Source organism: Pseudomonas sp. NPDC090752 (genome assembly GCF_055584805.1).
On the sequence record NZ_JBVJLI010000001.1, the window covers coordinates 317,295 to 344,160 of the forward strand.

21 protein-coding genes are annotated in these 26,866 nt (G+C 62.2%); 12 read left to right on the top strand and 9 right to left on the bottom strand.

Features of this window, described 5'->3' with window-relative positions; translation table 11 throughout:
- The first annotated feature begins 26 nt into the window (after positions 1 to 26).
- The 10 genes from ACZ6YA_RS01240 (at position 27) to tssM (ending at position 16,208) form a co-directional block, all read left to right on the top strand.
- Positions 27 to 509 (top strand): Hcp family type VI secretion system effector, encoded by a 483-nt coding sequence (locus ACZ6YA_RS01240; protein ID WP_465894931.1) that lies wholly within the window; start codon positions 27 to 29, stop codon positions 507 to 509.
- Between the two features lie 99 nt (positions 510 to 608).
- Positions 609 to 1,127 carry a type VI secretion system baseplate subunit TssE gene (gene tssE, locus ACZ6YA_RS01245; protein WP_465894932.1) on the top strand — a complete coding sequence of 173 codons (519 nt, stop codon included), beginning with the start codon at positions 609 to 611 and terminating at the stop codon, positions 1,125 to 1,127.
- Positions 1,124 to 2,998, top strand: coding sequence for a type VI secretion system baseplate subunit TssF (gene tssF, locus ACZ6YA_RS01250; RefSeq protein WP_465894933.1), 1,875 nt, complete (start codon positions 1,124 to 1,126; stop codon positions 2,996 to 2,998). Before tssE ends, tssF begins: the two co-directional genes overlap by 4 nt.
- The gene (tssG, locus tag ACZ6YA_RS01255) at positions 2,983 to 4,026 is read left to right on the top strand and encodes a type VI secretion system baseplate subunit TssG (protein WP_465894934.1); all 1,044 of its coding nucleotides are present in this window, start codon (positions 2,983 to 2,985) and stop codon (positions 4,024 to 4,026) included. Before tssF ends, tssG begins: the two co-directional genes overlap by 16 nt.
- The gene (tssH, locus tag ACZ6YA_RS01260) at positions 4,019 to 6,694 is read left to right on the top strand and encodes a type VI secretion system ATPase TssH (protein ID WP_465894935.1); all 2,676 of its coding nucleotides are present in this window, start codon (positions 4,019 to 4,021) and stop codon (positions 6,692 to 6,694) included. The genes tssG and tssH overlap by 8 nt, the downstream gene beginning before the upstream one ends.
- Positions 6,695 to 6,752: 58 nt before the next feature.
- Positions 6,753 to 8,711, top strand: a complete 1,959-nt coding sequence (locus ACZ6YA_RS01265; RefSeq protein WP_465894936.1) for a type VI secretion system Vgr family protein — start codon at positions 6,753 to 6,755, stop codon at positions 8,709 to 8,711.
- 40 nt (positions 8,712 to 8,751) lie between these two features.
- Positions 8,752 to 10,107 (top strand): type VI secretion system-associated FHA domain protein TagH, encoded by a 1,356-nt coding sequence (gene tagH, locus ACZ6YA_RS01270; RefSeq protein WP_465895323.1) that lies wholly within the window; start codon positions 8,752 to 8,754, stop codon positions 10,105 to 10,107.
- Between the two features lie 33 nt (positions 10,108 to 10,140).
- A complete protein-coding gene (gene tssK / locus ACZ6YA_RS01275) occupies positions 10,141 to 11,472 on the top strand; it encodes a type VI secretion system baseplate subunit TssK (RefSeq protein WP_465894937.1) in 1,332 nt (443 codons plus the stop codon).
- A gap of 22 nt (positions 11,473 to 11,494) precedes the next feature.
- The gene (gene icmH / locus ACZ6YA_RS01280) at positions 11,495 to 12,775 is read left to right on the top strand and encodes a type IVB secretion system protein IcmH/DotU (protein ID WP_465894938.1); all 1,281 of its coding nucleotides are present in this window, start codon (positions 11,495 to 11,497) and stop codon (positions 12,773 to 12,775) included.
- 10 nt (positions 12,776 to 12,785) lie between these two features.
- A complete protein-coding gene (gene tssM, locus ACZ6YA_RS01285; protein WP_465894939.1) occupies positions 12,786 to 16,208 on the top strand; it encodes a type VI secretion system membrane subunit TssM in 3,423 nt (1,140 codons plus the stop codon).
- Between the two features lie 33 nt (positions 16,209 to 16,241).
- On the opposite strand, the gene ACZ6YA_RS01290 is transcribed toward tssM, so the two are convergent.
- The 4 genes from ACZ6YA_RS01290 to ACZ6YA_RS01305 form a co-directional block, all read right to left on the bottom strand.
- Positions 16,242 to 17,345, bottom strand: a complete 1,104-nt coding sequence (locus ACZ6YA_RS01290; RefSeq protein WP_465894941.1) for a serine/threonine-protein kinase — start codon at positions 17,343 to 17,345, stop codon at positions 16,242 to 16,244.
- Positions 17,338 to 18,237, bottom strand: a complete 900-nt coding sequence (locus ACZ6YA_RS01295; RefSeq protein ID WP_465894942.1) for a c-type heme family protein — start codon at positions 18,235 to 18,237, stop codon at positions 17,338 to 17,340. The genes ACZ6YA_RS01290 and ACZ6YA_RS01295 overlap by 8 nt, the downstream gene beginning before the upstream one ends.
- 151 nt (positions 18,238 to 18,388) lie before the next feature.
- Entirely contained in the window at positions 18,389 to 19,348 is a 960-nt protein-coding gene (locus tag ACZ6YA_RS01300; RefSeq protein ID WP_465894943.1) for a ribonuclease Z, read from the bottom strand.
- Between the two features lie 61 nt (positions 19,349 to 19,409).
- On the bottom strand, positions 19,410 to 19,973 hold the full coding sequence (locus ACZ6YA_RS01305; protein ID WP_465894944.1) for a lipocalin family protein: 564 nt from the start codon (positions 19,971 to 19,973) through the stop codon (positions 19,410 to 19,412).
- 155 nt (positions 19,974 to 20,128) lie between these two features.
- On the opposite strand from ACZ6YA_RS01305, the gene ACZ6YA_RS01310 reads away from it, so the two are divergent.
- Together ACZ6YA_RS01310 and nudC are read left to right on the top strand one after the other, a co-directional pair.
- Positions 20,129 to 20,941: a crotonase/enoyl-CoA hydratase family protein gene (locus tag ACZ6YA_RS01310; protein WP_465894945.1), complete on the top strand. Its 813-nt coding sequence runs from the start codon at positions 20,129 to 20,131 to the stop codon at positions 20,939 to 20,941.
- A gap of 33 nt (positions 20,942 to 20,974) precedes the next feature.
- Positions 20,975 to 21,805: an NAD(+) diphosphatase gene (gene nudC / locus ACZ6YA_RS01315; RefSeq protein ID WP_465894947.1), complete on the top strand. Its 831-nt coding sequence runs from the start codon at positions 20,975 to 20,977 to the stop codon at positions 21,803 to 21,805.
- Here nudC and ACZ6YA_RS01320 read toward each other — a convergent pair.
- From ACZ6YA_RS01320 to ACZ6YA_RS01340, 5 genes are all read right to left on the bottom strand, one after another.
- A complete protein-coding gene (locus tag ACZ6YA_RS01320) occupies positions 21,773 to 22,552 on the bottom strand; it encodes a TSUP family transporter (RefSeq protein ID WP_465894948.1) in 780 nt (259 codons plus the stop codon). The genes nudC and ACZ6YA_RS01320 overlap by 33 nt on opposite strands.
- Before the next feature lie 165 nt (positions 22,553 to 22,717).
- Positions 22,718 to 23,548 (bottom strand): alpha/beta fold hydrolase, encoded by an 831-nt coding sequence (locus ACZ6YA_RS01325; RefSeq protein ID WP_465894949.1) that lies wholly within the window; start codon positions 23,546 to 23,548, stop codon positions 22,718 to 22,720.
- 72 nt (positions 23,549 to 23,620) lie between these two features.
- Positions 23,621 to 24,976 carry a glutamine synthetase family protein gene (locus tag ACZ6YA_RS01330; RefSeq protein WP_465894951.1) on the bottom strand — a complete coding sequence of 452 codons (1,356 nt, stop codon included), beginning with the start codon at positions 24,974 to 24,976 and terminating at the stop codon, positions 23,621 to 23,623.
- 9 nt (positions 24,977 to 24,985) lie between these two features.
- A complete protein-coding gene (locus ACZ6YA_RS01335) occupies positions 24,986 to 25,537 on the bottom strand; it encodes a helix-turn-helix domain-containing protein (RefSeq protein WP_465894952.1) in 552 nt (183 codons plus the stop codon).
- Positions 25,530 to 26,819, bottom strand: a complete 1,290-nt coding sequence (locus tag ACZ6YA_RS01340) for an NAD(P)/FAD-dependent oxidoreductase (protein ID WP_465894953.1) — start codon at positions 26,817 to 26,819, stop codon at positions 25,530 to 25,532. The genes ACZ6YA_RS01335 and ACZ6YA_RS01340 overlap by 8 nt, the downstream gene beginning before the upstream one ends.
- Between the last annotated feature and the right edge of the window lie 47 nt (positions 26,820 to 26,866).

Genomic DNA, 26,866 nt, shown 5'->3' on the forward strand with positions numbered 1-26,866 from the left:
CCAACCTGACTGACAAGGTTTAGACCATGATACTGCTCAACTTCAACGGCAAGAAAATCAAAGGGACTGCGACCGTTTCCAGCCACACTGACTGGATCACCATCGACGCACTGCAAATGGGCGTCGGCCGCTCCATTTCCGCCAGTGGTGGCGGCACCGACCGTGATACCAGCAACCCGTCGTTCTCGGAAATCATCCTGACCAAGTTCACCGACCTGGCCTCGGCCGACCTGTTCATGGAGGCGGTGTGCGGCAAGAGCCTGGGCAAGGCCGAAATTCACTTCGTCCAGACCGGTGGTGTCGATGCGAAGGACCAGGTGTTCTTCAAGCTCGAACTGGAGGATGCAATCGTGAGCTCCTACTCGGCCAGCAGCAACGGCGAGCGGCCGAGCGAAACCTTCTCCATCAACTTCACCAAGATCAGCTACCAGTACGACTCGTTCAGCGGTGACAAGGTCACCGTCGGTACTGCGAAGAAGTGGGATCTGCAGGCTAACGCCAAGCTCTGATGAACAGCACAGGGCTGGTCGACGTGCGACGCGTCGGCCAGCCCTGTGTGGAGGAGAAATGACGATGTACACCCTCAATTGTTGGCAACGAGTCCGATCATGGTTGAACTGACCACCCGGGAGCGTCTTCAGCCATCGTTGCTGGACCGCCTGAGCGACGATGCCCGCGAACAATTGCGTGAGTCACGCGAGCAACGCGTCATGTCGATGCGCACGCTGCGCAAGGCCGTATTGCGCGACCTGAGCTGGCTGCTCAACAGCACTTCGCTAAGCACTGTACGCGAGCTTTGCGCCTACCCGCTGGCCGCACGTTCAGTGCTCAACTTTGGCTTGCCGGACCTTTCCGGCAAGAGCGCAACCGGGCTCGATGCGCAGGCCCTGAGCCGCCATATTCAGCGGGCGATTGAAGATTTCGAGCCCCGGATCCTACCCGGCAGCGTACGCGTCACGCCACTGGCCCGGCAAGGAGAGCAGGCGGGCCTTCACCGGGTGGCTTTCGAAATTCACGGTGAACTGTGGGGTCAGCCTTTGTCCGAGCGCCTGTACGTGAAGACTGAGCTTGACCTTGATTCTGGTGATGTGAGGCTCTACGCCGGCGAATCGGTCGGTGCCCGATGAACGCCAAGCTGCTGCGCTACTACGAACGCGAGTTGCAGCATCTGCGGGAAATGGGGGGTGAATTTGCCCGCGATTTCCCCAAGATTGCCGGCCGTTTAGGCCTGGAAAGCCAGGCCTGCGCAGACCCTTACGTCGAGCGCTTGCTGGAGGGCTTCAGCTTTCTCGCCGCGCGGGTGCAGTTGAAGATCGATGCCGAATTTCCCCGCTTCACTCATCACCTACTGGAACTGGTGCTGCCGCATTACCTCGCCCCGACGCCGTCCATGGCCGTGGTGCAATTACAGCCGGACCTGAACGAGGGCAGCCTGAGCCAGGGGTTCACGGTACCGCGCGGTAGTTCGCTGCACAGTCAATTGGGCAAGGGTGACCAGACGGCTTGCGAGTTTCGCACCGCACATGACGTCACGCTGTGGCCGCTGGCGCTCACCGAGGCTAGTTATTTCGCCTGCTCCGGGCGGGTCGGTGGGGTGGATCTGGCGCGGCTGGGCCCAGTCAAGGCGGCGTTGCGCTTGCGTCTGTCCGTAGGCGCGGGCTTGACCTTCGACAGCCTTGCCCTGGACACGCTGGCGCTGCACTTGCGCGGTACGGCAGGGCTCGCGGGGCTGATGCTCGAACAACTGCTGGCGCAAGCTGCAGGTGTGCTGCTCCAGCCGGTGCAGGACGACAATCGCTGGCATCTGTTCATTGACCCCGGCCAGCTTCGCGCCCAAGGCTTTGCCGACGATCAGGCACTGTTGCCGGCCGGGCCGCGCAGCTTCCAGGGCTACCGGATGCTGCAAGAATATTTCAGTTTGCCACAGCGCTTCCAATTCATCGAACTGGGCGGCCTGGACCTTGGCATCAAGCGTTGTGATGCCTCACAGCTTGATATCACGGTGTTGTTCAAGACATTCGAACCGATGCTGGAAGACCATGTATCCACTGCACAGTTCGCCCTGCACTGCACACCGGCGATCAACCTGTTCCCCAAATCTACAGACCGTGTGCACCTGTCTGAACACAAAGTGGATTACCACGTGGTGCCGGACCGCACTCGGCCGATGGATTTCGAGGTGTATCAGGTTACCCGTGTTACTGGCCATGGCAGTGGGGCACAGGCCGAGCAAGCGTTCTCATCCTTCTACCACGCCAACGATCTGCACCTGCAGGGGCAGGGGGCCTGGTACCACGTTCGCCGCGATACCCGAGTGCTGTCCGAGCGCCAACGCAGCCAAGGCCCGCGCTCGAGCTACGTCGGCAGCGAGCTGTTCCTGAGCCTGGTGGACAGCCATGAAGCACCTTACCGCAGTGACTTGCGGCAGCTGAGCATACACGCGCTGTGTAGCAACCGTGACCTGGTGCTGGGCATGCCAGTGGGCACGGGCAAAACCGACTTCACCGTCGTTTCCGGTGCTCCCGTACAAGCGGTGCGCTGCTTGGAGGGTCCCACCGCGCCAAAGCCGTCGTTTGCCGAGGGCGAAACGGCGTGGCGGCTGGTCAGTCACCTGTCGCTCAACTACCTGTCGCTGTTCGATCAGAGCCCGGAGCAAGGTGCCACGGCGCTGCGCGACCTGCTGCGATTGTATTGTGGCCCGAACGATGCGTCGGCGCACCGGCTGGTCGAGGGGGTGCGATCGGTGAGTGCTCATTCGATCGTACGACGCCTGCCGATTCCAGGTCCAATTGCCTATGGCAGGGGTCTGCAGATTTGCGTAACGATCGACGAAAGCGCCTTTGAAGGCGCCAGCCTGTTCATTTTCGGTGCAGTGCTGGAGCAATTTTTCGCCAAGTACGTCTCGATCAATGCGTTTACCGAAACCCAACTACACGGCGTCACGCGTGGGTTGATCATGCAATGGCCAGCAAGAGTTGGGCTATGCGCGATCCTGTAGCCCTGTTGCAACGCCTGGCACGTGAGCCTGCCGGCTACGACTTCAATGCCGCACTGCGTCAATTGGAATGTGCCTTCGCCGAGCACCCACGGATCGGTCAGGCCAGCCATCCGGTCCACGAACCGATACGCTTTGGCCAGCAGCCATCGCTGGCGTTCGAGCCGGCGATGCTGGCAGGGTTGGAGCACGATGTGGCAGGCAAGGCGCCGCGGTTGCTGCTCAATTTCTTCGGTGTGCTGGGGGCCAATGGACCGTTGCCATTGCACCTGACCGAATACGTGCGTGACCGCCAGCGCAACCTGAATGACCCAACCTTGGCGCGCTTTCTGGACATGTTCAACCACCGCATGGTCAGCCTGTTCTATCGCGCCTGGGCCAGTGCGCAGCCGACGGTGAGCCTTGACCGTCGGACGGCGGATCGCTTTTCCGATTATGTCGCCTCATTGATTGGCCTGGGCATGCCCTCGCTACAAGGGCGCGATGCTGTCCCACATCTGGCCAAACTGCACTATGCCGGGCGTCTGGCGCCCCACGCACGGAGTGCGCAAGGTCTCGCCGCTGTGCTCACTGATGACCTACAGGTGACGGTGCAGGTGGAGCAGTTCGTTGGCCACTGGATGCGCTTGCCGGTCGATGGTTTGTGCACCCTGCACAGCGGGCCGGATGCCGCGCGCCTCGGTGTAGGCACCGTCGTGGGAAGGCGGGTCTGGGATGCCCAAGGCAAGTTCCGTCTGCTGATTGGCCCACTGGACATACCACAACTGTACAGCCTGCTGCCAGGCAGCCAAGGGATACGCCGGCTTACCGACTGGGTTCGCCATTATGCGGGGCTGGTGCTGGAGTGGGACGTCAACCTCATCGTCGCCAGGGAGCACCTGTCGACTGCGCGCCTGGGCCAGGGCACACGGCTTGGTTGGAACAGTTGGCTGCTTAGCGCGCCGGCGACCGATGACGACCGTCAGTTAGTTATCAAACCTCGCATTTCTTCTGCTTTTTCACCTTCATCGCAAGGAACAGCTCATGTCTGAGATCAGTCGGGTGGCCCTGTTCGGGAAGCTCAACAGCCTGTGTTATCGCGCCATCGAAAGCAGCACGCAATTTTGCAAGTTGCGCGGTAATCCTTATGTGGAACTGGTGCATTGGTTGCACCAACTGCTGCAGCCTGCCGACAGTGACCTGGCGCGTATCGTGCGTCACTACGAGCTGGACAGCGCGCGTTTGCACAGTGACCTGGCCACGGCCCTTGACCGCTTGCCACGCGGCTCGACCTCGATCACCGACCTCTCGTCGCTGTTGGAAGACAGCGTCGAACGAGCCTGGGTGCAGGCCACGTTGTTGTTCGGCGACACCCAGGTACGCTCAGGGCATCTGCTGTTCAGCCTGCTCAAGGACCGGACGTTGCGCAACTCGGTGCTGGCCATGTCCGCTGAGTTTGCCAAGGTCAAAGTCGAAGATCTGGCCGACCATTTCACTCAGATGCTGGCCGACTCGCCCGAAGCCCGCCAGCGAGCCACGGATGGTTTCACGCTGGCATCGGGCGAAGTCAGTGCAGGGCAGGGCGCGGATGACAGCGGGACGGCGCTCGCCAGGTTCACCGTCGACCTTACCGCCCAGGCGCGCGAAGGTGCGCCAGACCCCATTGTGGGGCGAGACGATGAAATCCGTCAGGTCATCGATATCCTCATGCGTCGGCGTCAAAACAACCCGATGTTGGTCGGCGAGGCGGGCGTCGGCAAGACGGCTGTGGTCGAGGGCCTGGCCCAGCGCATCGTCCGAGGCGACGTGCCGCCGGTGTTGCGCGAAGTGCGATTGCGCATGCTGGATATTGGCTTGTTGCAGGCTGGCGCGAGCATGAAGGGTGATTTCGAACAGCGCCTGCGGTCGGTGATCGACGAGGTGCAGGCCAGCCCTGTACCGGTGGTGTTGTTCATCGACGAAACCCACACCTTGATCGGCGCAGGAGGTGCTGCCGGCACAGGCGATGCGGCCAACCTGCTCAAACCTGCGCTGGCCCGCGGCACCTTGCGCACCATCGGCGCCACCACCTTCGGCGAATACCGCAAGCATATCGAGAAAGACCCGGCGCTGACGCGACGCTTCCAGACCGTCAAGGTCGATGAACCCGACGCAGCTCGCGCTCTCCTGATGCTAAGGGGGCTCGCCGAGGGCATGGCACGGCATTATCAGGTGCAACTGCTTGACGCAGCGCTGGTGACGGCAGTAGAGCTTTCCCAGCGCTACATCCCCGCGCGGCAACTGCCTGACAAGGCCATCAGCCTGCTGGATACCGCTTGCGCGCGCGTAGCCATCAGCCAGCATGCTAGGCCAGCGGCCTTGGAGGACAGCCGGCGACGCATTGAGGCGCTGGCGACCGAGCGGGCGATCATTGCCCGTGAGCGCGCCGTGGGGGGCGATACTGAAACCCGCGAGTACGCGCTTGTCGAACGCTTGGCCGATGAGCAGCGGCGCTTTGCGGGTCTCGAGGCACGATGGCAAGGCGAGCATAGTCAGGCGAAGTCCATTTTCGATTTGCGCGAGCAGGTGCGGGACCAGCCAGACAACTACGACACCCTGCACGCGCTGCGCACGCAGCAGCAGGCCCTTGCCAATGCCCAGGGCGAGTCGCCAATGATCCTGCTCACTGTCGATGAACAGGCAGTCGCCTCGGTTGTGCAAGATTGGACCGGCATTCCAGTGGGCCGTATGGTGGGCAATGAGATCGGTCGCGTGCTCAACCTGGCCGACATTTTGTCGCAGCGCATCCTCGGCCAGCACCCTGCCTTGGAAACCATCGCCCGGCGCATCCAGACCGCGCGTGCGGGCCTGGACAACCCAGACAAACCGGTGGGCGTGTTCCTGCTCACAGGCACCTCAGGGGTGGGCAAGACCGAGACTGCCCTGGCGCTTGCCGAGACCTTGTACGGGGGTGAGCAGAACCTCATCACGCTCAATATGAGTGAATACCAAGAGGCCCATACGGTCTCCTCGCTAAAGGGGGCGCCGCCTGGGTACGTTGGCTACGGTGAGGGCGGCGCGCTGACCGAGGCGGTGCGCTTGCGGCCTTACAGCGTGGTGTTGCTGGACGAAATCGAGAAGGCTCACAGCGACGTGCATGAACTGTTCTACCAAGTGTTCGACAAAGGCTGGATGGAGGATGGAGAGGGCCGGGTCATCGATTTTCGCAACACCCTGATCTTGCTGACCAGCAATGTCGGCACCGCAACCATCGAGCGCCTGTGCCAGCAGCCAGGTCCGCCACCAGAACCCGACGCCCTTGCCCAGGCGCTGCGGGTGCCGTTGCTGCAGGTATTTGCACCGGCGCTGTTGGGGCGTGTGGTGGTGGTGCCTTACTACCCGTTGAGCGACGACCTGCTCGCCAGCATCATCCGCCTGCAACTAGGGCGCATCCAGCAGCGCTTGCAGGCCAGCCACGCCGTGCCCTTGAGCTTCGACGACGAGGTAGTGGCACTGGTCGCCAGTCGCTGCACTGAGTTCGAGAGTGGTGGGCGGATGATCGACGCGATCCTGACTCAGACGATTCTGCCCAGCATCAGCCGGATCTGTCTCGAACATAAGCTTCGTGCAGAAGCGCTGAGCGCGCTGCACATCAGTGTCTGCAGCGGTTCATTTGTTTTCAGCCCAACGCGCCTCGCGCCGCCTAAAAATGCGCCGTTTTTGCTGGGCGGCAGGGAATAATTCGAGACGGTCGTCTGTTGTATTCCCTATCACCTCAACAGTCGCCAAGGACTGCACGATGCCCGTTACTCAATCCCATCGCCAAATCGCCGTTACCTGTGCGATGGGTGCGGACACCCTGCTGTTGCGGCGTATGACGGCCAGCGAGGGTCTGTCGAGCCTGAGCGAGTATCGACTCGACCTTTACAGCGAACGCGGCGACCTGAACCCGGACGACCTGCTGGCCACGCCACTGACGGTTGCCGTACAGCTGCCCAGGGGCGGTCAGCGCCATTTCAGTGGCTTGGTCGCCTACTTTGCCTACACCGGCCATGAGGGCCGTTTTGCCACTTACCGTGCGATCGTGCGCCCCTGGTTGTGGCTGCTCACCCACAGTAGCGATTGCCGGATCTTCCAGCAGCAAAGCGTGCTGGATATCGTCAAATCGGTCTGCGCCGCTTACTCCGTCGTGGACCTCGACACTTCCGGGCTCAGTAGCCATTACCCAGCACTGGAATACTGCGTGCAATACCGCGAAACCGATTTCGATTTCGTCAGCCGTCTGCTGGAGCATTCCGGCATCTATTATTTTTTCAAGAGTACCGCGGGGCGACACACGCTGGTGTTGGCGGACGGCTATATCGCGCACTCGCCGGTAGAGGGTTACGAGCAGCTGCGTTATCTGCCAGCGCGAGACCCTGCCCGGTGCGAGCATGAGGTGATTCACGATTGGAGCATGAGCGCCGAGGTCGAGCCCGGCGCGTGGGTCTTGCAAGATTACGATTTCGAAAAGCCGTCGGCCAACTTGCTGGTCAAGTCTGCCCTGGCGCGCGACTACGGCCAGTCTCGCCACGAATGCTATGACTACCCCGGCAGGTATCGTGAGCGCCAGCAGGGCGAAATCCTGGCACGCCTGCGCATCGAGGCGCGCCATGGCAGCTATCGGCGCGTCGAGGCGGCCACCCATGCCCGAGGGCTGTTTCCTGGCGCCCTGTTCACCCTCACCGATCATCCTCGTAACGATCAGAATCAGCAGATGCTGGTGCTGTCTGCTGACTACGTACTGTCATCCGATGCCTGCGAGCCAACCGCTTCCGGTGCGTTCGAGCCGGTGCTGACCTGCCGATTCACCGCCATGCCTAGCCAACAAGAGTTCCGGCCGCAGTGCCTTACACCCCGGCCAATGATTCACGGCCCGCAGACTGGCCAGGTGGTGGGTAAGCAGGGTGAAGAGATCTGGACCGACAGTTACGGCCGGATCAAGGTCCAGTTCCATTGGGACCGTGAAGGCGCGCATGACGAAAACAGCTCATGCTGGATCCGCGTCGCCCAGGGCTGGGCGGGTAAACGCTGGGGCAGTCTGTTCCTGCCGCGCATCGGCCAGGAAGTGATCGTGAGCTTTCTGGAGGGTGATCCAGACTGCCCGCTGGTCACAGGTTGTGTCTACAACGCTGAAACCATGCCGCCTTGCACGTTGCCTGAGCAGGCCACTCGCTCGACGCTCAAAAGCTGCTCAGCCCAAGGCGGAGGCTACAACGAACTGCGCTTCGATGATCGCAAGGGCGCGGAGCAAGTGTTCATTCATGCCGAAAAGAATCTGGAACAGCGCGTCAAGCACGATGCCTTGGACTGGGTTGGCGGTGATCGCCATTCCCGCGTTGCCGGAGACGTGCGCGAACGCATCGGTGGCGACCGCCATCAGCAGGTGTTGGGTGACCGCACCGAGAAGGCCGCGGGTAATGTCGCGCAGGTCTGCGGCCGTGACTTGCTGCTGCAGGGCGGCAAGAAAGCCAGCCTCAGCGGTGGCATGGATGTCCACATCAAGGGGGGCACGAACGTGGTGATCGAGGCTGGTGCGAGCATCACCCTCAAGGCCGGCAGTTCGTTCCTGACCATCGGCCCGTCCATCATCGCCTCGGCGCTGCCACTGCCATTGCCCCAGGCGGCCGCTGCCGCGAATGCCTTGGCCCAGGCCTTGCGACCAGGGCCTGCCGGTGAGCCGCTGGAACCCAAGGAAGCGGATGATGGCCTGCACTGAAATTTCGTCAACCTGGCACGTCAAGGAGCCTGATATGCCCATGAAATTAAGGGTCAAAAGTTACCGCGGACAGCCGCCGGAGACTGACCTTTGCTGTTTGATCGATGCCACTGGATCCCTGGGACGGGCAGCGAGCAATGATTTGGTACTGGACGACCCTGATCGGTACATCTCCCGCAAACATGCGAGCATCGAACGACGCGAAGCGCATTACTACCTGGTCGACATTGGCAGTAACCCAAGCGTGGTCAACCAGCGCCTGGTCGGCCAAGGTTGCGAAACGCTGCTGCAGGCGGGCGATGTACTGATGATCGGCGACTATCAAATCGATATCGACGTGTTGCCCCCATCGGCACCAAGTGGCGACCCGGCCAGCGTCGGGGTAACCCAGACGCTGGCGGTGTTCGGGGAGCCCGTAATGCCTGCATCGCGGCCGGCTGTCGAGCCGGCCTTCGTGCGGCCGAAGGCGGACGCCGACGCATTGGCCGCACAGCGCATGCTGCACGAACCTGAATTCGATCACTCGATCATGCTTGCCGAGCATCTGGGGCCCAACCTGCTTGCGGGCAGTGCCCAGGCATCGCTGTTCGACGTGTCTGCGCCTGCAAGCTACAGAGGGGCGCACAGCGACCATTTGTCGCCTGAGCTGCACGCCTTGTCGATGCCCGTCGAGCCTGCTCCGGTCATTGTAGAGCCAGCGCTTATTCCCAAGGACTACGACCCCATGGCCGACCTCATGACACCGGCAGTGGTGCCGCAGCCAGCAATGGCTGAAGTTGCGACCCATGATGGTTCATTTTCCGCCGAGGGCCTCGTGCTCAAAGCCCTGCTGGAAGGTCTGGGCTTGCCACCGTCGTACCACGCTCAGAGCCCCGAAGCGCTGGCCCGGTTGGTAGGGCGCATGCTTCGTGAAGCCACCAGCGGCACCATGGCCATGCTGAGGGAGCGGGCCGTGGCCAAGCGTGAACGGTCCGTCGAGGTGACCATGATCGGCGTCCTCGCGAACAACCCACTCAAGTTTTTTCCTGACGCCACCAGCGCCCTGAGTCAAATGCTCGGTATCGATTCACCCGCTTATCTGTCTGGCCAACAGGCTCTGCAGGCTGCTTTCAACGATCTCAAGTCCCATGAATTAGCGGTTGAAACTGGCATGCGCGAAGCGCTGGACGAGGTGCTGCTGCACTTGGAGCCAGCGTGCATTGCCCGTGGGGTGGCGGCACCGGGATTGCTGAAGCGTCTACGCCCTTCGGTGCACAAGGCGCGCCTCTGGACCCGTTTCACCGAGTGCTATGCCGAACTGACGGGTGATGGCAACACGGACGTGCAAGGGAGGGGCGCTGAAAAGCGCTTCACCGCTTGCTCAATGCAGGCCCGCCATCAGCGCGCCCTCCGGTAATTCGCTTCTTCACCTGCTGCGAGGCCAGCCCCCATGTCATGGAATAGCAAGATCGTCTGGTCGGAAGGCATGCTTCTGCAGCCTCAGCATCTGCAACAACACGATCGCTATCTGAGCGCTCGGCTTGAGGCTCGGGTGGGTGCCTTCTGGCCTCATGCCTGGGGTTTCTCGCGCTTGGAGATCGACGAGCAGCACCTGGCCTTCGGCAAGTTGGCGCTGAAGGCCTTCAGCGGCGTACTGCCAGATGGCACACCGGTCGGCCTGCCCTTTGACGAGATGCCGCTGCCACTGGAAATTCCCGCCGACACTCGCGACCTGCTCGTGGTACTGGCGCTTCCCACAGCACGCCATGGCGTGGCTGACACCGATGACGATGCCAGTGTCGAGAATTTTGCGCGCTTTCGCAGCGTCGAGTACGAAGTGTGGGACAGCAACGGTCTGGATAACAGTGCACTGCTGAACGTGGGCAAGCTGCGCTTGCGCCTGGCGCGCGTTGGCGATGTTGCTGATGGCTATGCCACGTTAGGCGTCGCGCGGGTGCTGGAGCGACGCGCCGATCAGCGGGTGCAGCTGGACCCCGAGTTCTGCCCGCCGAGCATCGTCCTGCAGGCCGCCCCGCGTTTAGGGCAATTTGTCGAGGAGTTGCTCGGCTTGCTGCAACAGCGCGCCGACACCATTGCCAAACGGCTTGACCAACCGGCTACCAGCGGCGTGGCGGAGATCGCAGACTTTCTGCTGCTGCAACTGCTCAACCGCAGTGAACCGTTGGTTCGCCACTTGGCGGGCATGGCCGGCCTGCACCCTGAAGCTTTGTACCGTGAGTTGACCCAGTTGGCAGGCGAGCTGGCTACCTTCACCCACATCGAGAGGCGCGCTGCCCGTTATCCGGCCTACCGTCACGATGCCTTGGCCGAGACGTTCTCGCCCTTGATGCTCGATTTGCGCCGGGCCCTGGCCACGGTCATTGACGCACGCGCCATCCAGATTCACCTGGAGGAGCGCCAGTTCGGTATCCGCGTGGCTGTGTTGTCGGACCGGGCATTGCTCAACTGCGCGACGTTTGTCCTGGCGGTACATGCGCAGATGCCGAGCGAAGCCGTGCGCACTGTTTTTCCACGGCAGGCCAAGCTGGGTTCTGTTGAACGCATCCGCGACATGGTCAACCTGCAACTGCCTGGTATCGGCTTGAGCGCATTGCCGGTGGCGCCGCGTCAGGTGCCTTTCCACGCAGGCTTCACCTATTTCGAACTCGACCGCCATAGCCTGCAGTGGCAGCAAATGACCCAGTCGGCGGGCTTCGCCCTGCATGTGGCGGGCAATTTCCCGGGGCTTGACATGCAGTTCTGGGCCATTCGTAACGCTTGATCAACAGCGCAGGTGCACAAACGTGAACGTCAACGATCCCTTGGTTGCTGGGTTGGACCCTGAGCGTACCGTGCTGCTGTCCGCAACCAACGGTCGCCACGTGATCCCGGGTATGTCGCATTGGCAAAGTATTGCAACCGAGGCGCTCACACCGTGCGGCGAAGGCCTCAATGCCCTGGTTCGAGCCGCCCACCCGTTGTTTGCTCTGGTCATGCCCTTGCGCAGCCTGAAACACGCCCCGGACATGGCAGATTTGCGCCAGCGCCTGATGCAGGCAATCCGCCAGTTCGATGCCCAGGCGCGGGCTTGCGGGATGGAGGCGCAGACCATTGCCGTGGCTCGCTATGCCCTGTGCACCCTGATCGATGAGTCCATTTCCTGCACAGCTTGGGGCGCCGGAGTGTGGAACAGCCGCAGTTTGTTGGTGACTTTTCACAACGAGGCGGGCGGCGGCGAGCGCTTCTTTCGGGTGCTTCAGCGTCTGAGCATGGATGCGCGTAGCCATCTCGACCTGCTGGAACTGATGTACCTGTGCCTGGCATTGGGTCTGGAAGGGCGGTATCGAGTGATCGAGCGCGGCTCCGATCAATTGGCGCTACTGCGTGAGCGCTTGTATGAGCTGATCCAGTTGCAACGTGGAGCAATCGAACAAGACTTGTCGCCTCGCTGGAGTGGTGTGGCCACCACGAACAAACCGAGGCAGCAGGGTATGCCCCTATGGGTGAAGGCAATCGTGGCCGCAGTGCTGGTAGGTGGGACAGTGGTCACCTGCCACTGGCTGATCGACCGTACCTCGACGTCGCTGCGCACGCAAATGGCCGATATCCACCTGCCAGCGCCCGTGAAGGCCGCAACTGCGCCTATGGGGATTTTGCGCTTACTGGCCAATGAGCGTGAGCAAGGCCTGTTGAGCGTGCGCGAAACGGCCGAGCGTTCGGTCATTACCCTGAGTGGGCAAGACGTTTTCAGCTCGGGCAGCGCCGTGGTTTTACACAGCGCAGAGGCGTTGCTGGGACGAATCGGTGATGCGCTGAGCAGCGTATCTGGGGAGGTGCTGGTAGTCGGCCACACCGACAACCAACCGTTGTCGCCTCGCGCGCGCTTAGCGAACAACACTGAGCTTTCCGAGGCGCGTGCCAGCGCCGTGGTGGCGCTATTGGCTAACCGTGCCGGGCCGATTACGCGTTACCGCAGCGAGGGACGCGGCGAAACCGAACCGCTAGTGCTCAACGATTCGCCGGCCAATCGTGCGCGCAATCGACGCGTGGATATCACCTTGATCAATCCTGTACAGCTGCAGTAAGGGGTAGGCGTTGTCTTATCGGGTTGCGTTCTTCGAAGTGCTCGGGCGCGTATTGCAATGGCTCACCAGCGCCTGGTTGCTGTCATTGCTCGGCGTACTGTTGGTCGCTGTGATGCTGTGGTACCAGGGCCCACTTTTCACATTCGATGGTTATAGACCGCTGGCGTCGGAGCACTGGCGCTGGGCCGCGATCATCCTGCTGCTGGTTGCATGGTCGATGTACTTCGGTGGGCGGGCATACCGTGCCTGGCGCGCGAGCCAAGTGCCACGGATGAGCAGCGAAGAGCCCTCATTGCAGGACGAGCTAGCGCGCTTGGCGGGGGACATGCGAGCAGCAATGGCGCTGCTGCGCAAAGGCCGCTCCGGCAGGGGCGGGCCAGGCAGGGGGTATCGCTATCAATTGCCGTGGTATCTCGTCATTGGCGCCCCTGGCAGTGGCAAGACCACTGCAATTGCTCATTCCGGCCTGCAATTTCCGCTCAGCGAAACGCGTGGTGCTTCGGCCATGGAGGGAAGGGGTGAAACGCGTAATTGCGACTGGTGGTTCAGCAACGAGGCAGTGTTGCTCGACACGCCTGGGCGCTACTCTCGTCAGGATCACCCTGTGGATTCAGCAGCATGGCACGCCTTGCTCGACCTCTTGCGCAAGCACCGTCCCCGCCGCCCGGTGAATGGCATGATCGTAACCCTCAGTGTGAGTGACCTGTTACAGCCCGGGGGTGTACAGGCTCTGCAGTCCAAGGCATTACGCCTGCGTATCGATGAGTTGCACAAGCGCTTGGGTGTAGTCCTCCCGGTTTATGTTGTGGTCACCAAGTGTGATTTGTTGCCGGGCTTCATCGAGTTCTTCGAACACCTTGGCCGAGAACAGCGCAGCCAGGTTTGGGGGATGACCTTTCCCCTGCCTCAGGCCCCGCAGTTGGACGCGGCGCTGGCGAGTTTCCCAGCGGAGTTCGATGCGTTGGAGCGCCAGTTGCAGGTACGGGTGCTCCAGCGCATGCAGCGAGAGCGCGACCTTGACCGGCAGGCCTTGCTGTACAACTTCCCTCGCCGGTTTGCCAGTATCAAGGATGAACTCGGGCGTTTCATTACCCAGGTTTTCGGACCCAACCGATATCAACTGCCGGCGTTGGTACGAGGGGTCTATTTCACCAGCGGTAGCCAAAAGGGCAGCGGACGCAGCTATTTCATCACCCGTCTGATGCAGGCAGTGATCTGCAAGGAAATGGGGTTGGTTGACGCCAGTTTCAGACCCGAGAAATGTCGCTGGCTACGAGCGGGCGCGTTGCGGTTGGCGGCCTTGACGGGGCTGCTGGTGCTGGGGGCTGTTTTCAACTACCACCGCAACCAAGCCGTGGTCGAGTGGTCGCAGCAACGCACGACAGAGGTTGCCAGGCTGGCCCAGGCATTGCCCAGAGACGGCAACGTCCTTGCCGCCCTTCCACTGCTCGATGAAGCACGGCAGTTGTCAGGGAACGCCATCCGGCGAGCGGAGCGACCGAGGTTGCTCGAACGGTTCGGGGTGTATCAGAACGGCCCCCTTGAGGCCGATGCGTTGAGCCTGTATCGGCGACTACTGCACAGCACCTTGATGGCACCGCTCATCGCCAATTTGGAAACCGTCTTGCGTCGAGGCGATACCACTAATCAGGATCTCTTGTTCGAAACGCTGCGTGTTTATCTCATGCTCGGCGAGCGGCAATACTTCGATGCCGATTCGGTGCGGGCGTGGGCCGATATCGCCTGGTTTCGCGAGCTGCCCCAGGCCAGCGAGATGCAGCGCCAGACATTGTCATTGCACTTGGCCACCTTGCTTGATGATGAGAAGACAAGCCCTGAGCCTCTTGACGCCGAACTGATCGCTCAAACCCGTCTGACGCTTGCCTCCCTGTCACTGTCACAGCGCATCTACAACCGGCTCAAACGTCAGGTTCTTCATCAGCAACTACCCGCGTTCAGCGCCAATGCCGCAGCAGGGGAAGATGCATCGTCGCTGCTGAGTCGTGGCAGCGGAGCGCCCTTGTCTCGGGGCGTAAGTGGGCTGTTCACCGTGGCCGGCTATCGTGCCTTGCTGGCGATGCACGAAAACGCGGTTGTCGAGATGGCCAGGGAGCACTGGATTCTCGATCGTCATGAAGCGGTGCTGGCCGAAAGCAACGTTGAGGGTTTGAAGACATCGGTGCTTGGTCTGTATTACGCCGACTTCATCAGCCAGTGGAATAATTACCTCAAGGATCTTCAGTTGGTATCGCTTGGCTCCCTGGGCGAGGCAGCGAGGGCCAGCAACGCGCTTTCCGAGGCAGATTCGCCGTTGCGGGCTGTGCTGATGGCAGCTGTGCGTGAGACCACGCTCGAAGACGTTTTCGCAGGGAAAAATGACCATCCGCTGCACCGCCTGCATGGCACAGGCCTCGCAAGTGCCCATGAACGTTTGGACAGCGCACTGGATGATGGTGCCCCGGGCCGGGTCGTGGAGTCAGCCAGCAACCCAGTGGACCACCATTTTGCCAGTTTGCACGCCTTGTTCGGTCGGGGTGACTCAACGCCGCTTGACGAAAGCCGGGCGCTGCTGAAAGAAGCTGCGCAATTCTTCGACAGTGCCGAGGATGCTCGCCATGCGGGTACCTCCGCACCGAGCGCAGAGGTCCTCGGTCGCATCAGAAGAGAGGCCGAACATCAGCCCGCCCCCTTGTCGACGATCTTGCTTGCCATTGCCAACCAGGGCAGCGCGCTGGCGCTCGGTAATGAGCGCGAACGGCTCAGTGCCTTGTGGCGTGCCAGCGGCGCGGCATTCTGCCGCGATGCTATCGCTGGCCGCTACCCGCTGGTACGCAGCGCTAACCGTGAAGTCACTGCCGACGATTTCGGCAAGTTCTTCAGCCCTGGAGGGCAGATGGATGCATTTTTCAACAATCATCTGGCGCCTTATGTTGACACCAGCACCAGCCGCTGGCGCTGGCGTACCACCGGCAATGTATCGATGAACAGTCCTCAGGCGGTACTCGACCAATTCCAGCGTGGCGCACGCATACGCGACATGTACTTTGCCAGCGATGCACGCCAGCCATCCTTGCACTTTGCTCTCAAACCCCTTGAAGCCGACCCTGCGCTGGGCGAGGTGAGCCTGGATATCGCCGGCCAGCCTGTGGCCTTCGAACCCGATACGCCGCCTGGCTTCACGCCGATCACACTGCCAAGTGGCAAGGGCAAGGATCTGGTTCAACTCTTGGCAGGCGATGGGATGCGCAGCGAGGGGCCTTGGGCTTGGCTGCGCCTGCTTGACCAAGGCCAGCTCAGCACTGAGGAGGGCGAGCGCTTCGTACTGACCTTCGACCTTGCCGGACGCCAGGTGCGCTTTGTGCTGCAACCCAGTAGCGTGGTCAACCCGTTCCAGCGTGACACCCTCGAACAGTTCCGCTGCCCGGCGTTATAGCGTGATCGAAATGAACCGCCCGCAGTCCCGTCATCACGGATTATCGTGAAGAAACACACTGCGCTGAGCGTCATCGTCGATATGCTGGGCCAGCGTCTGCAGCAACGCCTGAGGGGTAGCGCAATGATTCAGGGCTTGGCGCATCAGGATGCGTGCGATCGGGCCGATCAGGTAGGTCAGGCGCTGTTGGCAACGCTGCAAGAAGGCGGGGTCCAAGCCGGTCAAGGGGGAGGCGAGTATCGGCTGTTGGTAACTGCCCACGCACCCCACTGGCACCCTCGGCAGGGTACGTTCATCGTCCTGCAGCGGGCAGCTTGGCAGCGTTGCTGCGGGCAGGGACTGAAGTGCCTCGAGAAAGTCCAATGTCGAGGCGAAGCGATCTTCCGGGGACTTTGCCAGCGCCTTGGCAATCAGGCGATCGTACTGCCTGTCCAATGCCAGGTTGAGGCTCGATGGCGGCACCGGGGACTGGTTGAGTACCTGATGCATGATCATGACTGCCGACCCGGAAAACGGCCGTTCCCCGGTTAGTAGTTGGTAGAGCAGAATGCCGGTGGAGAAGATGTCCGAACGGCCATCTACCCGTTCACCACGGAACTGTTCGGGTGACATGTAGCAGGGCGTGCCGAAAATCGAACCGGCCTGCGTCAGAACCGTATTGGCCATGTGTGCAACGCCGAAGTCAGTGACCTTGAGCTGATCATCCTCAGTGATGATCAGGTTGGCGGGTTTGATGTCGCGATGAACCACCCCTCTGGAATGGGCGTGATGCAAGGCCAGTAGCAGCTGACGCATCCAGCCGACGACCTGTAGCGTCGGTCGGTTCTGCCTGTTTTGCAGGAGGGTGTCGAGGGCGATGCCATCAATGAACTCCATCGCGATGTAGGCGAAACCATCAGCCTCACCAAAGTCGTAGACGGTCACAATGTTCGCGTGGTTCAGCCGGCCAGCGGCTTGGGCCTCATGCTGGAAGCGGATGGGCAACTCCCCCCGATCCTTGTCGCCGAGCAGCTCCATGCGTATCGTCTTGAGCGCCAGCGTCCGCGCAATATGGGGGTCGAACGCCTTGTAGACGGTACCCATGGCACCCGACCCCAGCACGCTGACGATGTGATACTTGCCCATTCGCTCAGGCATGATGAGCACCCGGTTGCGCTTCGAGCATGTTCATGGCGCAGTTCAGGCTCGTGCGCATGCGCGTGAACGACTGGCCAATGCGCGCCAGGTCGTCAGGGTTGCCGAGGATCAATGATGGCAGGTCTGGCTCGCCGAGGCTGACACGCTCGGCAATGTCGGCCATCGCCTTCAGGCGCCGGGTGACGAGCGCGTGCAACGTAAAGCTCAACGCGCAGAACAGGAACGTGAAAATGCCCAGCAGCCACAGCATGACGCCATACAGGCGCTCGCGGGCATGCTGCATCGGCACGGCAAGCGGGACCGAGGAAAATTGCACGCCGACGATTTCGTCGAGTTTCCAGCCAAAGCCATTGTGCGGGCCGTAGAGGTTTGTCATGGACTGGGGCGCGGTGTCCGGCGAGGCATGACAGGCCAGGCAGGCCGGGTCGCTGGCCTGGATCGGCCGGGCGACGAAGAGCATCGATTCATTACCCTGTTCGCGTTCGCCGACCAGCTCCTTGATGACTGATCTTTCACGCAACCGTTCGATGAGCTCGACTTCCCAGCCGGTCGCTTTGTTACCGGGGTTGGGCGGGTTCACGGCGGCTTGTCTGTAACGGTATTGCGGGTAGGCCTTGAGCATCTCGCGCATCTGCTCGGTGGTGGCCAGCGATGGGCTCAACTGGGGCAGGAACTCGACCTCCAGGCAGTTTCCAAGCAGTGGCGCGATATGCTTGATGGAATAGGCGCTGCTGGCAGACGCGGCGCCCAGGAGCATGCGTGCTTTATCCAAGGCTTGCTCACGGGCATTCTGCTTCAGGTAATAATCGGCAAGCATGCTGGCAGCGCCGAAGGCGATGCTTAGAACCGCAAGCAGCACGACGTTGAATGTGACGGACAGTGACGATTTCATGGTGGCTTTCCCTGCTGGGCGTCATTGCAGACACCGCTGAAACGGAAGGCAGCGTAACGACTCCACGGGGATGGGGAACGGCAATTCTCTCTATGTCGTTCAGGTGAAGGGATTGAATGAAATCATGGAATAAAAGGACGTCATCGGGTGTTCAGCTGACAGGCAGCAGGTATCCATCACGGCCCAGGTGGTAGCGCTGCAGGTCCTGCGCCAGGGTCAGTTGCCCGGTGTAATGAACACGGGCTTCAGTGCGCACATCCTCGATGTGCGGGCTGCGTCGCATGTCGCTCTGGTAGCGGGCACTGAAGTGGGTGAGCACCAGATTGCGCACCTTCGCTCGCTCGGCAAATTGCGCGACGGCCGCCGCCGTGCTGTGACCGAAGGCGTTGCCGCTGCGCTCGACGATGGGCTGGGTGAATGTTGCCTCGTGCACCAGTACATCCGCACCTTGGGCGACATCGGCCAACAGCGCCGGGTTGTCATTGTCACCGCATACGATCACCCGCTGCGGTGGCCGCGAGGCCAGCAGATAGTCGCGAGCCTCAAGCCGCTGCCCGCCGAACTCGACCGACAGCCCCCGGGCCAGGTCGCCCCACAATGGGCCGCGCGGGATCCCTTCGGCATCCAGGCGCGCTATAGCCAGGCGCGGTTCGGGATTGAGCTCGGTGAAGACATAGCCGACACTCGGTACCCGGTGCGACAGCTGGACGGTGCTGACGCGGAGCGTTTCGCTGTTCCAATTCACCAAACCTTCGACTGGCAACAGGCGCAGTTCGAAAGGCAGGAAGCTGTCGCTGGCCGCCAGGCTCAAGCGTACCCAGTCGCGCAACGCATCCGGCAGGATCAACTCCAGTGGCGCTGTGCGCCCGCTCATTGCGGCACTGGCCAGCAGGCCAGGCAGGCCGAAACAATGGTCGCCGTGCACGTGGGTGATGAAGATGGCGCGCAAGTCGCGCATGGATAATGACGTGCGTAGCAATTGATGCTGAGTGCCCTCGCCGCAATCGACCAGGTACCATCGCTTACCACAGGGCTCGATCACTGCGGTGGCGCTGACGTTGCGCATTCGGGTGGGCACCCCGGCCGAGGTGCCCAGAAACTGCAGGTCCACTGTCTGACTCCCTATGTTCCGTGGGCCTACCTTAGCCCGGCTGGGCCGAGCCGTCGATGGGTCAGGGAGTGGCGGAATCCGCTTGGCGCCAGATCAGTTTGCGAGTGTCATACCCTTGCTTCTGCGCCATCGCCAACAGTTGCTCGCGGCTCTGGTCAGTGATGGCCGGTGTACGCGACAAAACCCATAGGTACTCGCGATTCGGGTGCCCGACTAGCGCTACGCGATAGTCCTTGTCGTGATACAGCACCCAGTATTCGCCCTTGGTCAGCCCCGGCGCCAGGCGGCTGAACCAGTTGTCGAACTGCACCCAGAGCTTGTCGGTCTTGCCGGGTTGCTGCGCCTGGGCAATGCCCTTGGCCTCGTTCCATTCACCATCCTTTTCCTTGCAGCGGTTGGTTACGTCGATGCGCCCGTCTTCGCGCAGACCATAGTGCGCCTCGGACTGCACGCAGTTGCGTTGGAAGAACATTGGCAAGCGCGCCAGTTCGTACCAAGTGCCCTGGTAGCGCTGCAAGTCGACCTGCTGGGTGGTGGGTGGGGAGCGGTGTTCGTCGCTTGAACCGGCGCAGCCCGCCAGGGCCAGCGTCATGCAGGAAAGGATAAGGGCCGTACGCATCGCCATGGCAAACCTCCTGGAAACGGTTGTAATACTTACCTGTGTTTCGATACGGGCGGGGGCTAAAAGTTGTATTGGGGTCCCGCTTTTGGCACAAGCACGGCAACCCGGCTGAGTTACCATCCGGCAACGTGAACCCTTTACCCCCAGGAGTGCAGCCCGTGACCGAGTACAGCGCATTCAAGGTCGAACTGACCGACAACATTGCTCATGTCCAGATCAATCGACCGGAAAAGATCAACGCGATGAACGCGGCCTTCTGGGAGGAGATCGTCGATATCTTCCAGTGGATCGACGACACCGACGCGGTTCGCGCGGTGGTCATCAGCGGTGCGGGCAAGCACTTTTCTTCAGGCATCGACCTGATGATGCTGGCTTCGCTGGCTGGCCAGATGGGCAAGGACGTGGGCCGCAATGCGCGCCTGCTGCGCCGCACCATCCTGCGCCTGCAGTCCTCGTTCAACGCCGTGGACAACTGCCGCAAGCCAGTGCTGGCAGCGATCCAGGGCTATTGCATCGGTGGCGCCATCGACTTGGTTTCGGCTTGCGACATGCGCTATTGCAGCACGGAGGCGCAATTCTCGATCAAGGAAATCGACATGGGCATGGCCGCCGATGTCGGCACCCTGCAACGTTTGCCACGTATTATCGGCGACGGCATCATGCGTGAGCTGGCTTTCACCGGACGTAATGTCGAGGCCGACGAGGCGCTGCGCATCGGCCTGGTGAACCGGGTCTATGATGATCAGGCCGCGCTGCTTGACGGGGTCTTTGCCATCGCCCGCGAGATTGCCGCAAAATCGCCGATCGCCGTGGCCGGCACCAAGGAAATGCTCAGCTACATGCGCGACCATCGCATCGACGATGGCCTGGAATACATCGCCACCTGGAACGCCGCGATGCTGCAGTCCGAAGACCTGCGCGTGGCCGTGGCAGCGCACATGAGCAAACAGAAACCGACGTTCGCCGACTGACTGGGCCGGGGGACGCAACACAGGAACCCCGACATGTCAGCACGCTGGACTACCGCAGTACTCGACCCGCAGATCACCGGGGGCTGGGCCGTCGCCCGCAGCCCGGAAGGGTTTTTGCTGGACGCCAACGGCGCGCTGTTCCCGCGCGACTGGCTTAAACGCCAGGACCTCGACGTGCTGGCCGAGCACGGGATCGGCCATTTCGACGGTGAGCCGGTGTTCCTGCTGGAGCTGCGCAACGCCGCCGAAGTGCCTGGCTGCCACTGGCGTGGCCTGCGGGCGTTCATGCTGGAAGGCGACTTCGACCTCTACAAAGTGCTGGGCTACGCGGCGCAGATTGGCACCTGGGCACGCGAGCACCGCTTCTGCGGCAGCTGCGGCCAGGCGATGACGCAGATTCGCTGGGAGCGGGCGATGTACTGCCAGCCCTGCGACCTGCGCAGCTACCCGCGCATTTCGCCGAGCATGATCGTGCTGGTGACCCGTGGCGACGAGATCCTGCTGGCCCGTTCACCGCGCTTCGTTACCGGTGTCTACAGCACCCTGGCGGGCTTCGCCGAGCCGGGCGAATCGGCCGAGGACTGCCTGGTGCGCGAAGTGCGCGAAGAGGTGGCGGTCGAGGTGCGCAACATCCAGTACGTCGGCAGCCAGTGCTGGCCGTTCCCGCATTCGATGATGCTGGGCTTCCATGCCGAGTACGCGGGAGGAGACATCGTCATGCAGCCGGACGAAATCGAGGACGCCCAGTGGTTCAGCGTGCACGACCTGCCACCGCTGCCGGCGGGACGTTCCATCGCCCGTTACCTGATCGATTTGTATGTGGCGCGCCGCTTAGGCCTGGCCGAACCAGTGCTGCCACGCTAGGCGCACGGTCAATGCCAGCACCACGGTGATGAACACCGGGCGGATGAACTTGCTGCCGCCGCTGATCGCCGTGCGTGCGCCGAAGAACGCGCCGACCATCACCGACAGGCCCATGCACAGGCCGACGACGTAATCCACCTGTCCTGATATCACGAACACCGTCAGCGCTGCGATGTTGCTGACGAAGTTCATGCTGCGTGCCACGCCGCTGGCGCGGACCAGGTCGATGGGGTAAAGCAGCAGGGTGCTCACGGTCCAGAACGCACCCGTGCCGGGGCCGGCCACGCCGTCGTAGAAGCCCAGGGTGAAGCCTTGCGGGAACTGCCACTTCTTCTTGATCGGCGCATCGGCATCCAGCGGCGCCTTAGGGGTACCGCCGAATAGCAGATAAATGCCGCAAGCGAAGACGATCACTGGCAGCATCTTGTTCAGCCATTCGGCGGGCATGTAGTGGGCCACGACCGCACCGATTGAGGCACCGACCAGCGTGGCGAACAACGCCGGGCGCCACTGCGCCGGGTGGAACAGCTTGCGCCTGTAGTAGGTGAAGCCGGCGGTGGCGGAACCGAAGGTCGAACTGAGCTTGTTGGTGCCCAGCACCAGGTGCGGTGGCATGCCGGCGGTGAGCAGTGCCGGGGTGGTGAGCAGGCCGCCACCGCCGGCGATGGCGTCGATGAAACCGGCGACAAAGGCGACCAGCACGAGGATCAGCAGAGTGAGTGGTTCTACGGTGAGTTCGAAGGGCATTGGTGGCTGGCTTGCAGGGTAGGCAGGAAGCGCATGGTAAACCTGGGAAGAATGGGTTGCCAGTACCGGCCTCTTCGCGGGCAAGCCCGCTCCCACAGGTTCAATTGCAACTCGTAATCTGTGGGAGCGGGCTTGCCCGCGAAGAGGCCGGTGCAGCCAATCAAATCAGTTCTGGATGAACGCCAGCAGATCCGCGTTGATCACATCGGCATGGGTAGTCGGCATGCCATGCGGGTAGCCTTTGTAGGTTTTCAGCGTGCCATTGGGCAGTAATTTTGCTGAGAGCGGCCCGGCGTTCTCGTAAGGCACGATCTGGTCATCATCGCCATGCATCACCAGTACCGGCTGGCTGATACCCTTGAGGTCTTCGGTAAAGTCGGTTTGCGAGAAGGCGACGATCCCGTCGTAGTGGGCCTTGGCACTGCCGATCATGCCCTGGCGCCACCAATTGGCGATGACCCCTTCGGCAGGCTTGGCGCCCGGGCGGTTAAAGCCATAGAACGGCCCAGTGGGCACATCCCGGTAGAACTGGGCGCGGTTGCTCGCCACCTGCGCCTGGAAATCATCGAAGACCGACTTGGGCAGGCCGCCGGGGTTGCCTGGGGTTTGCACCATCAATGGCGGCACGGCCGCGATCAACACGGCTTTAACCACCTTGTCGCCGGGGTGGCGGGCCATGTAGCGCACCACCTCGCCGCCACCGGTGGAGTGGCCGACATGCACCGCACCCTGGATGCCCAGGTGCGCGACCACGGCGGCCACGTCATCTGCGTAATGGTCCATGTCGTGGCCGTCCCACACCTGGCTGGAGCGCCCGTGGCCGCGACGATCGTGGGCCACTACGCGAAAACCTTTGTCGAGAAAGAACAGCAGCTGCGCGTCCCAGTCGTCGGCGCTGAGCGGCCAGCCGTGGTGGAAGTGGATGACCGGCGCATCGCGCGGGCCCCAGTCCTTGTAGAAGATTTGAACGCCATCCTTCGTGGTCACGTAGCTCATGGTCGCGTCTCCTCTGTGCAGGGGGGTTGCCAAATGAGCTATTGAGAATAGGAGAGATTTGGTTTTTGTCGTTCACAGGAACCACCGATATTCGCGAGCGCTGACCTCGTGCATGAATGCCAGGTGGTCCTGGCGCTTGTTCTCGCAGTACACCATCACGAACTCTTCTCCAAGTCCCTCATTCACTGCCGGGTGCCCACGCATGCTCACGACCGCACTTGGCATGTCCTTGGGGAAGTCGATCCCGCTGGTGCGGTCTTCGTTCAGCGGCGCAATCGGCTCCTGCTTGGCATCCAGCCCGTGCTCCATGCCGCAGAGGATTGCAGCCAGCACCAGATAGGGGTTGGCATCCGCCCCCGCCAGGCGGTGCTCGATGCGCAGGTTGCGCGGATCCGAGTCGGGAATGCGGATGCATGCGTCACGGTCTTCAAAGCCCCAGCTGGCGCGGCTGGCGGCGTTGACCATGGCGCCGTAGCGGCGAAACGCGTTGTGGTTGGCGGCAAAGATCGGCATGCAGTGCGGCAGCAAGGCCAGGCAGCCAGCCACCGCATGGCGCAGTGGGCGCTGTTGGTTGGCCGCCAGCAGGTTGTTGCCCGCCTTGTCGTACAGGCTGACGTGCACGTGCATGCCACTGCCCGGTGCCTGCAGATAGGGTTTGCTCATGAACGAGGCGCGCAGCCCGTGCTTGAGCGCCACGCCGCGCGTGCTGCGGCAGAACAAGGCCGCCCAGTCGGCGGCACGCAGGCCGTCGTCGCAATGGCCGAAGTTGATCTCGAACTGGCCTGGGCCCAGCTCGGCGGTGATGACGTTGGCGTCGACCCCTTGCGCGTTGGCGGTGTGCACCATGTCGCGGAGCACATCGCTAAACCGCGACAACCGTTCAATGTGCATGTTCGGTTGGTCATCAGGGTCATCGCTGAATGGGTCGCGCGGAAATTGCGGCAGGCCTTGCTTGAGCGCCCGGTCGAACAGGTAGAACTCCAGCTCGAATGCCACCACTGGGCGAATGCCGCGCCGTTCCAGGCGCTGCAGCACGCGTGCGAGCACTGCGCGGGGCTCGAATTCGATGGGGGCGGCGGTGCCGTCGGAACTGATCAGCATTTGGCCCAGCGGCTCGTGTTCCCAGCTGACCGGCTTGAGAGTACCGGGCACCAGACGCCTTAGCGCATCCGGGTCGCCATCGTTGAAGCAGTAGTCGCCAATCGGGAAAAGCCCCCCTTGCACGCCCAGCAGCACGCAGTTCTGCGGCAGCTTCAGCGGGCTGCCGCCGGCGACCTTTTCCAGCATGTCGAGGGGGTAGCGCTTGCCGTAGAAGTGCCCGGGGATGTCCAGGCTCAGCAGGTCGACGTGGGTGACTTCGGGGTAACGGGCGCGGAAAGCGCGCACTTCACTGAGCAGATCGGCAACGCTTGTCGTTGTGGTTGTCATGCTGTGCTCTCATCGGAATACCCAGAGGACGCGGGTCGTCTGGTCGGTCAGGTTGGCGTAGCGGAAGTGGCTGTGCGGGGGGAGCTGAAAGCTGTCGTTGGGGCCGAGTGTTATCGCGCCTTCGCGGCTCGCCAGCCAAACCGTCAGCTCGCCCTCGAGCACGAAACCCCCTTGTTCCGAACTGTCGTTCAGGTGCCCCTCGCCACTGCTGGCACCGGGCGCCAAGTGGCTTTCGAGCATCGCGAAGCTGCCGTTGAGGGTCGGCGATACCAGCACGTCGCTGATGCCCTCGGCGTAGTAGATCGTGCGCCGTTCGCCTGGGCGGGTGACCCAGTCCAGTTCACGCGGCTGGCTGGCCGAGTAGAAGTAGGTGGTAGGTACGTGAAGGGCCTCGCTGATGCCGGTCAGATCGGCCACGGTGGGCTGCGACAGGCCACGTTCGACCTGGGACAGAAAACCCAGCGAACGATTGACCTTGGTCGCCAGCTCGCCGAGGGTCAACCCGCGGTGCTTGCGCAGGTCGCGAATCAGCTGGGCCAGGCCCTGGGCGTCTTCAGACATGGTCGCGCATCCTGTACCAGGCCTTGGCGGCGGCTTCCAGCGGCGCGGCCAGCAGGTCGCCGCCGGGGAAGCGGCCATTGTCGATGCCTTGGTACAACGCCAGCAGCTCGTCGTCGCCGAGGATCGCATCGCTCACCGCCCGCGCCCCGGCCAGGGTCGGCAGCACGCCGTGGCCAGAGAAACCCTGCAGCCAATAGCGCTGGCCCTCGCGGCCGATGTCCGGGGTGCGCTGGATGCTGCAGTCGATATGCCCGCCCCAGGCGTAGTCGATGGCCACGCCGGTCAGCTGCGGGAATACCCGCTCCAGGTAGGGACGGGTGGCGCTGGCGACATCTTTTGGGATACCGCCCAGGTAGGTGCAGCCACCGCCGAACAGCAGGCGGTTGTCCGGGGTGAGGCGGAAATAGTCAGGCACGAATTGGTTGTCGATCACGCAACTGTTGCGCGGCAGCAGCGAGCGGGCGACATCCGCTTCGAGGGGCGCAGTGGCCACCTGATACGAGCCGACCGGCAGCAAGCGGCGTGACAGGGTGCGGTCGAGGCGGTCGATGTAGGCGTTGCAGGCCAGTACCAGCACGTCACAGTGCACTTCGCCCTGCGCCGTGCGGGCGACGTAACCATTGACGCTCTGTTGGTAAGCAAGGACCTGGCTTTGCTCGAAAATCTGCCCGGCAACGGCTTCAAGGGTGGCAGCCAAGCCCTGGGCCAGCTTCATGGGGTTGAGGTGCGCACCCTTGGCGTCGTACAGCGCGGCCTGGTAGCGCGGACTGTCGATCCAGTGTGTCAACTCGTCCCGGCCGATCAGGCGCAAGGCGTCATAGCCCCATTTCTGCTCGGCGTCTCGCAACGCTTCCTGCAACATCTTCACCCGGCGCGGCAATACCGATGTCCATAGGCTGCCAAGCCGATAGTCGATATCGAAGCCATGGCGCACTGGCAGCTCACGCGTTTCATCGGCGGCCCAGCACATGCTCTCCCACAGGCGCCGGGTGCGCTCGACGCCCAACGCCTTCTCCATGGGCGGCATGTCACATGACCAGCCCAGCAGCGCCTGGCCCCCGTTGCGACCCGAAGCGGCCCAGGCCACCCGGCTGGCTTCCAACAGGGTCACGCGCTTGCCGGCCAGGGCCAGGCGCAGGGCGGTGTGCAGGCCGCTGAAGCCAGCGCCGATGATCAGCACATCGGTGTCGTGCCGGCCTTGCAGGGTAGGGCGCAGGGGGATGCTCGCCGGGTAGGTCTGGGCGTAGTAGGTGGCGACGTGCTGGGCGGATTGCTTGAACATGCCGGATTCTCGTGAAATTTATTGTGCTTATTTTCATGAAAATCTAG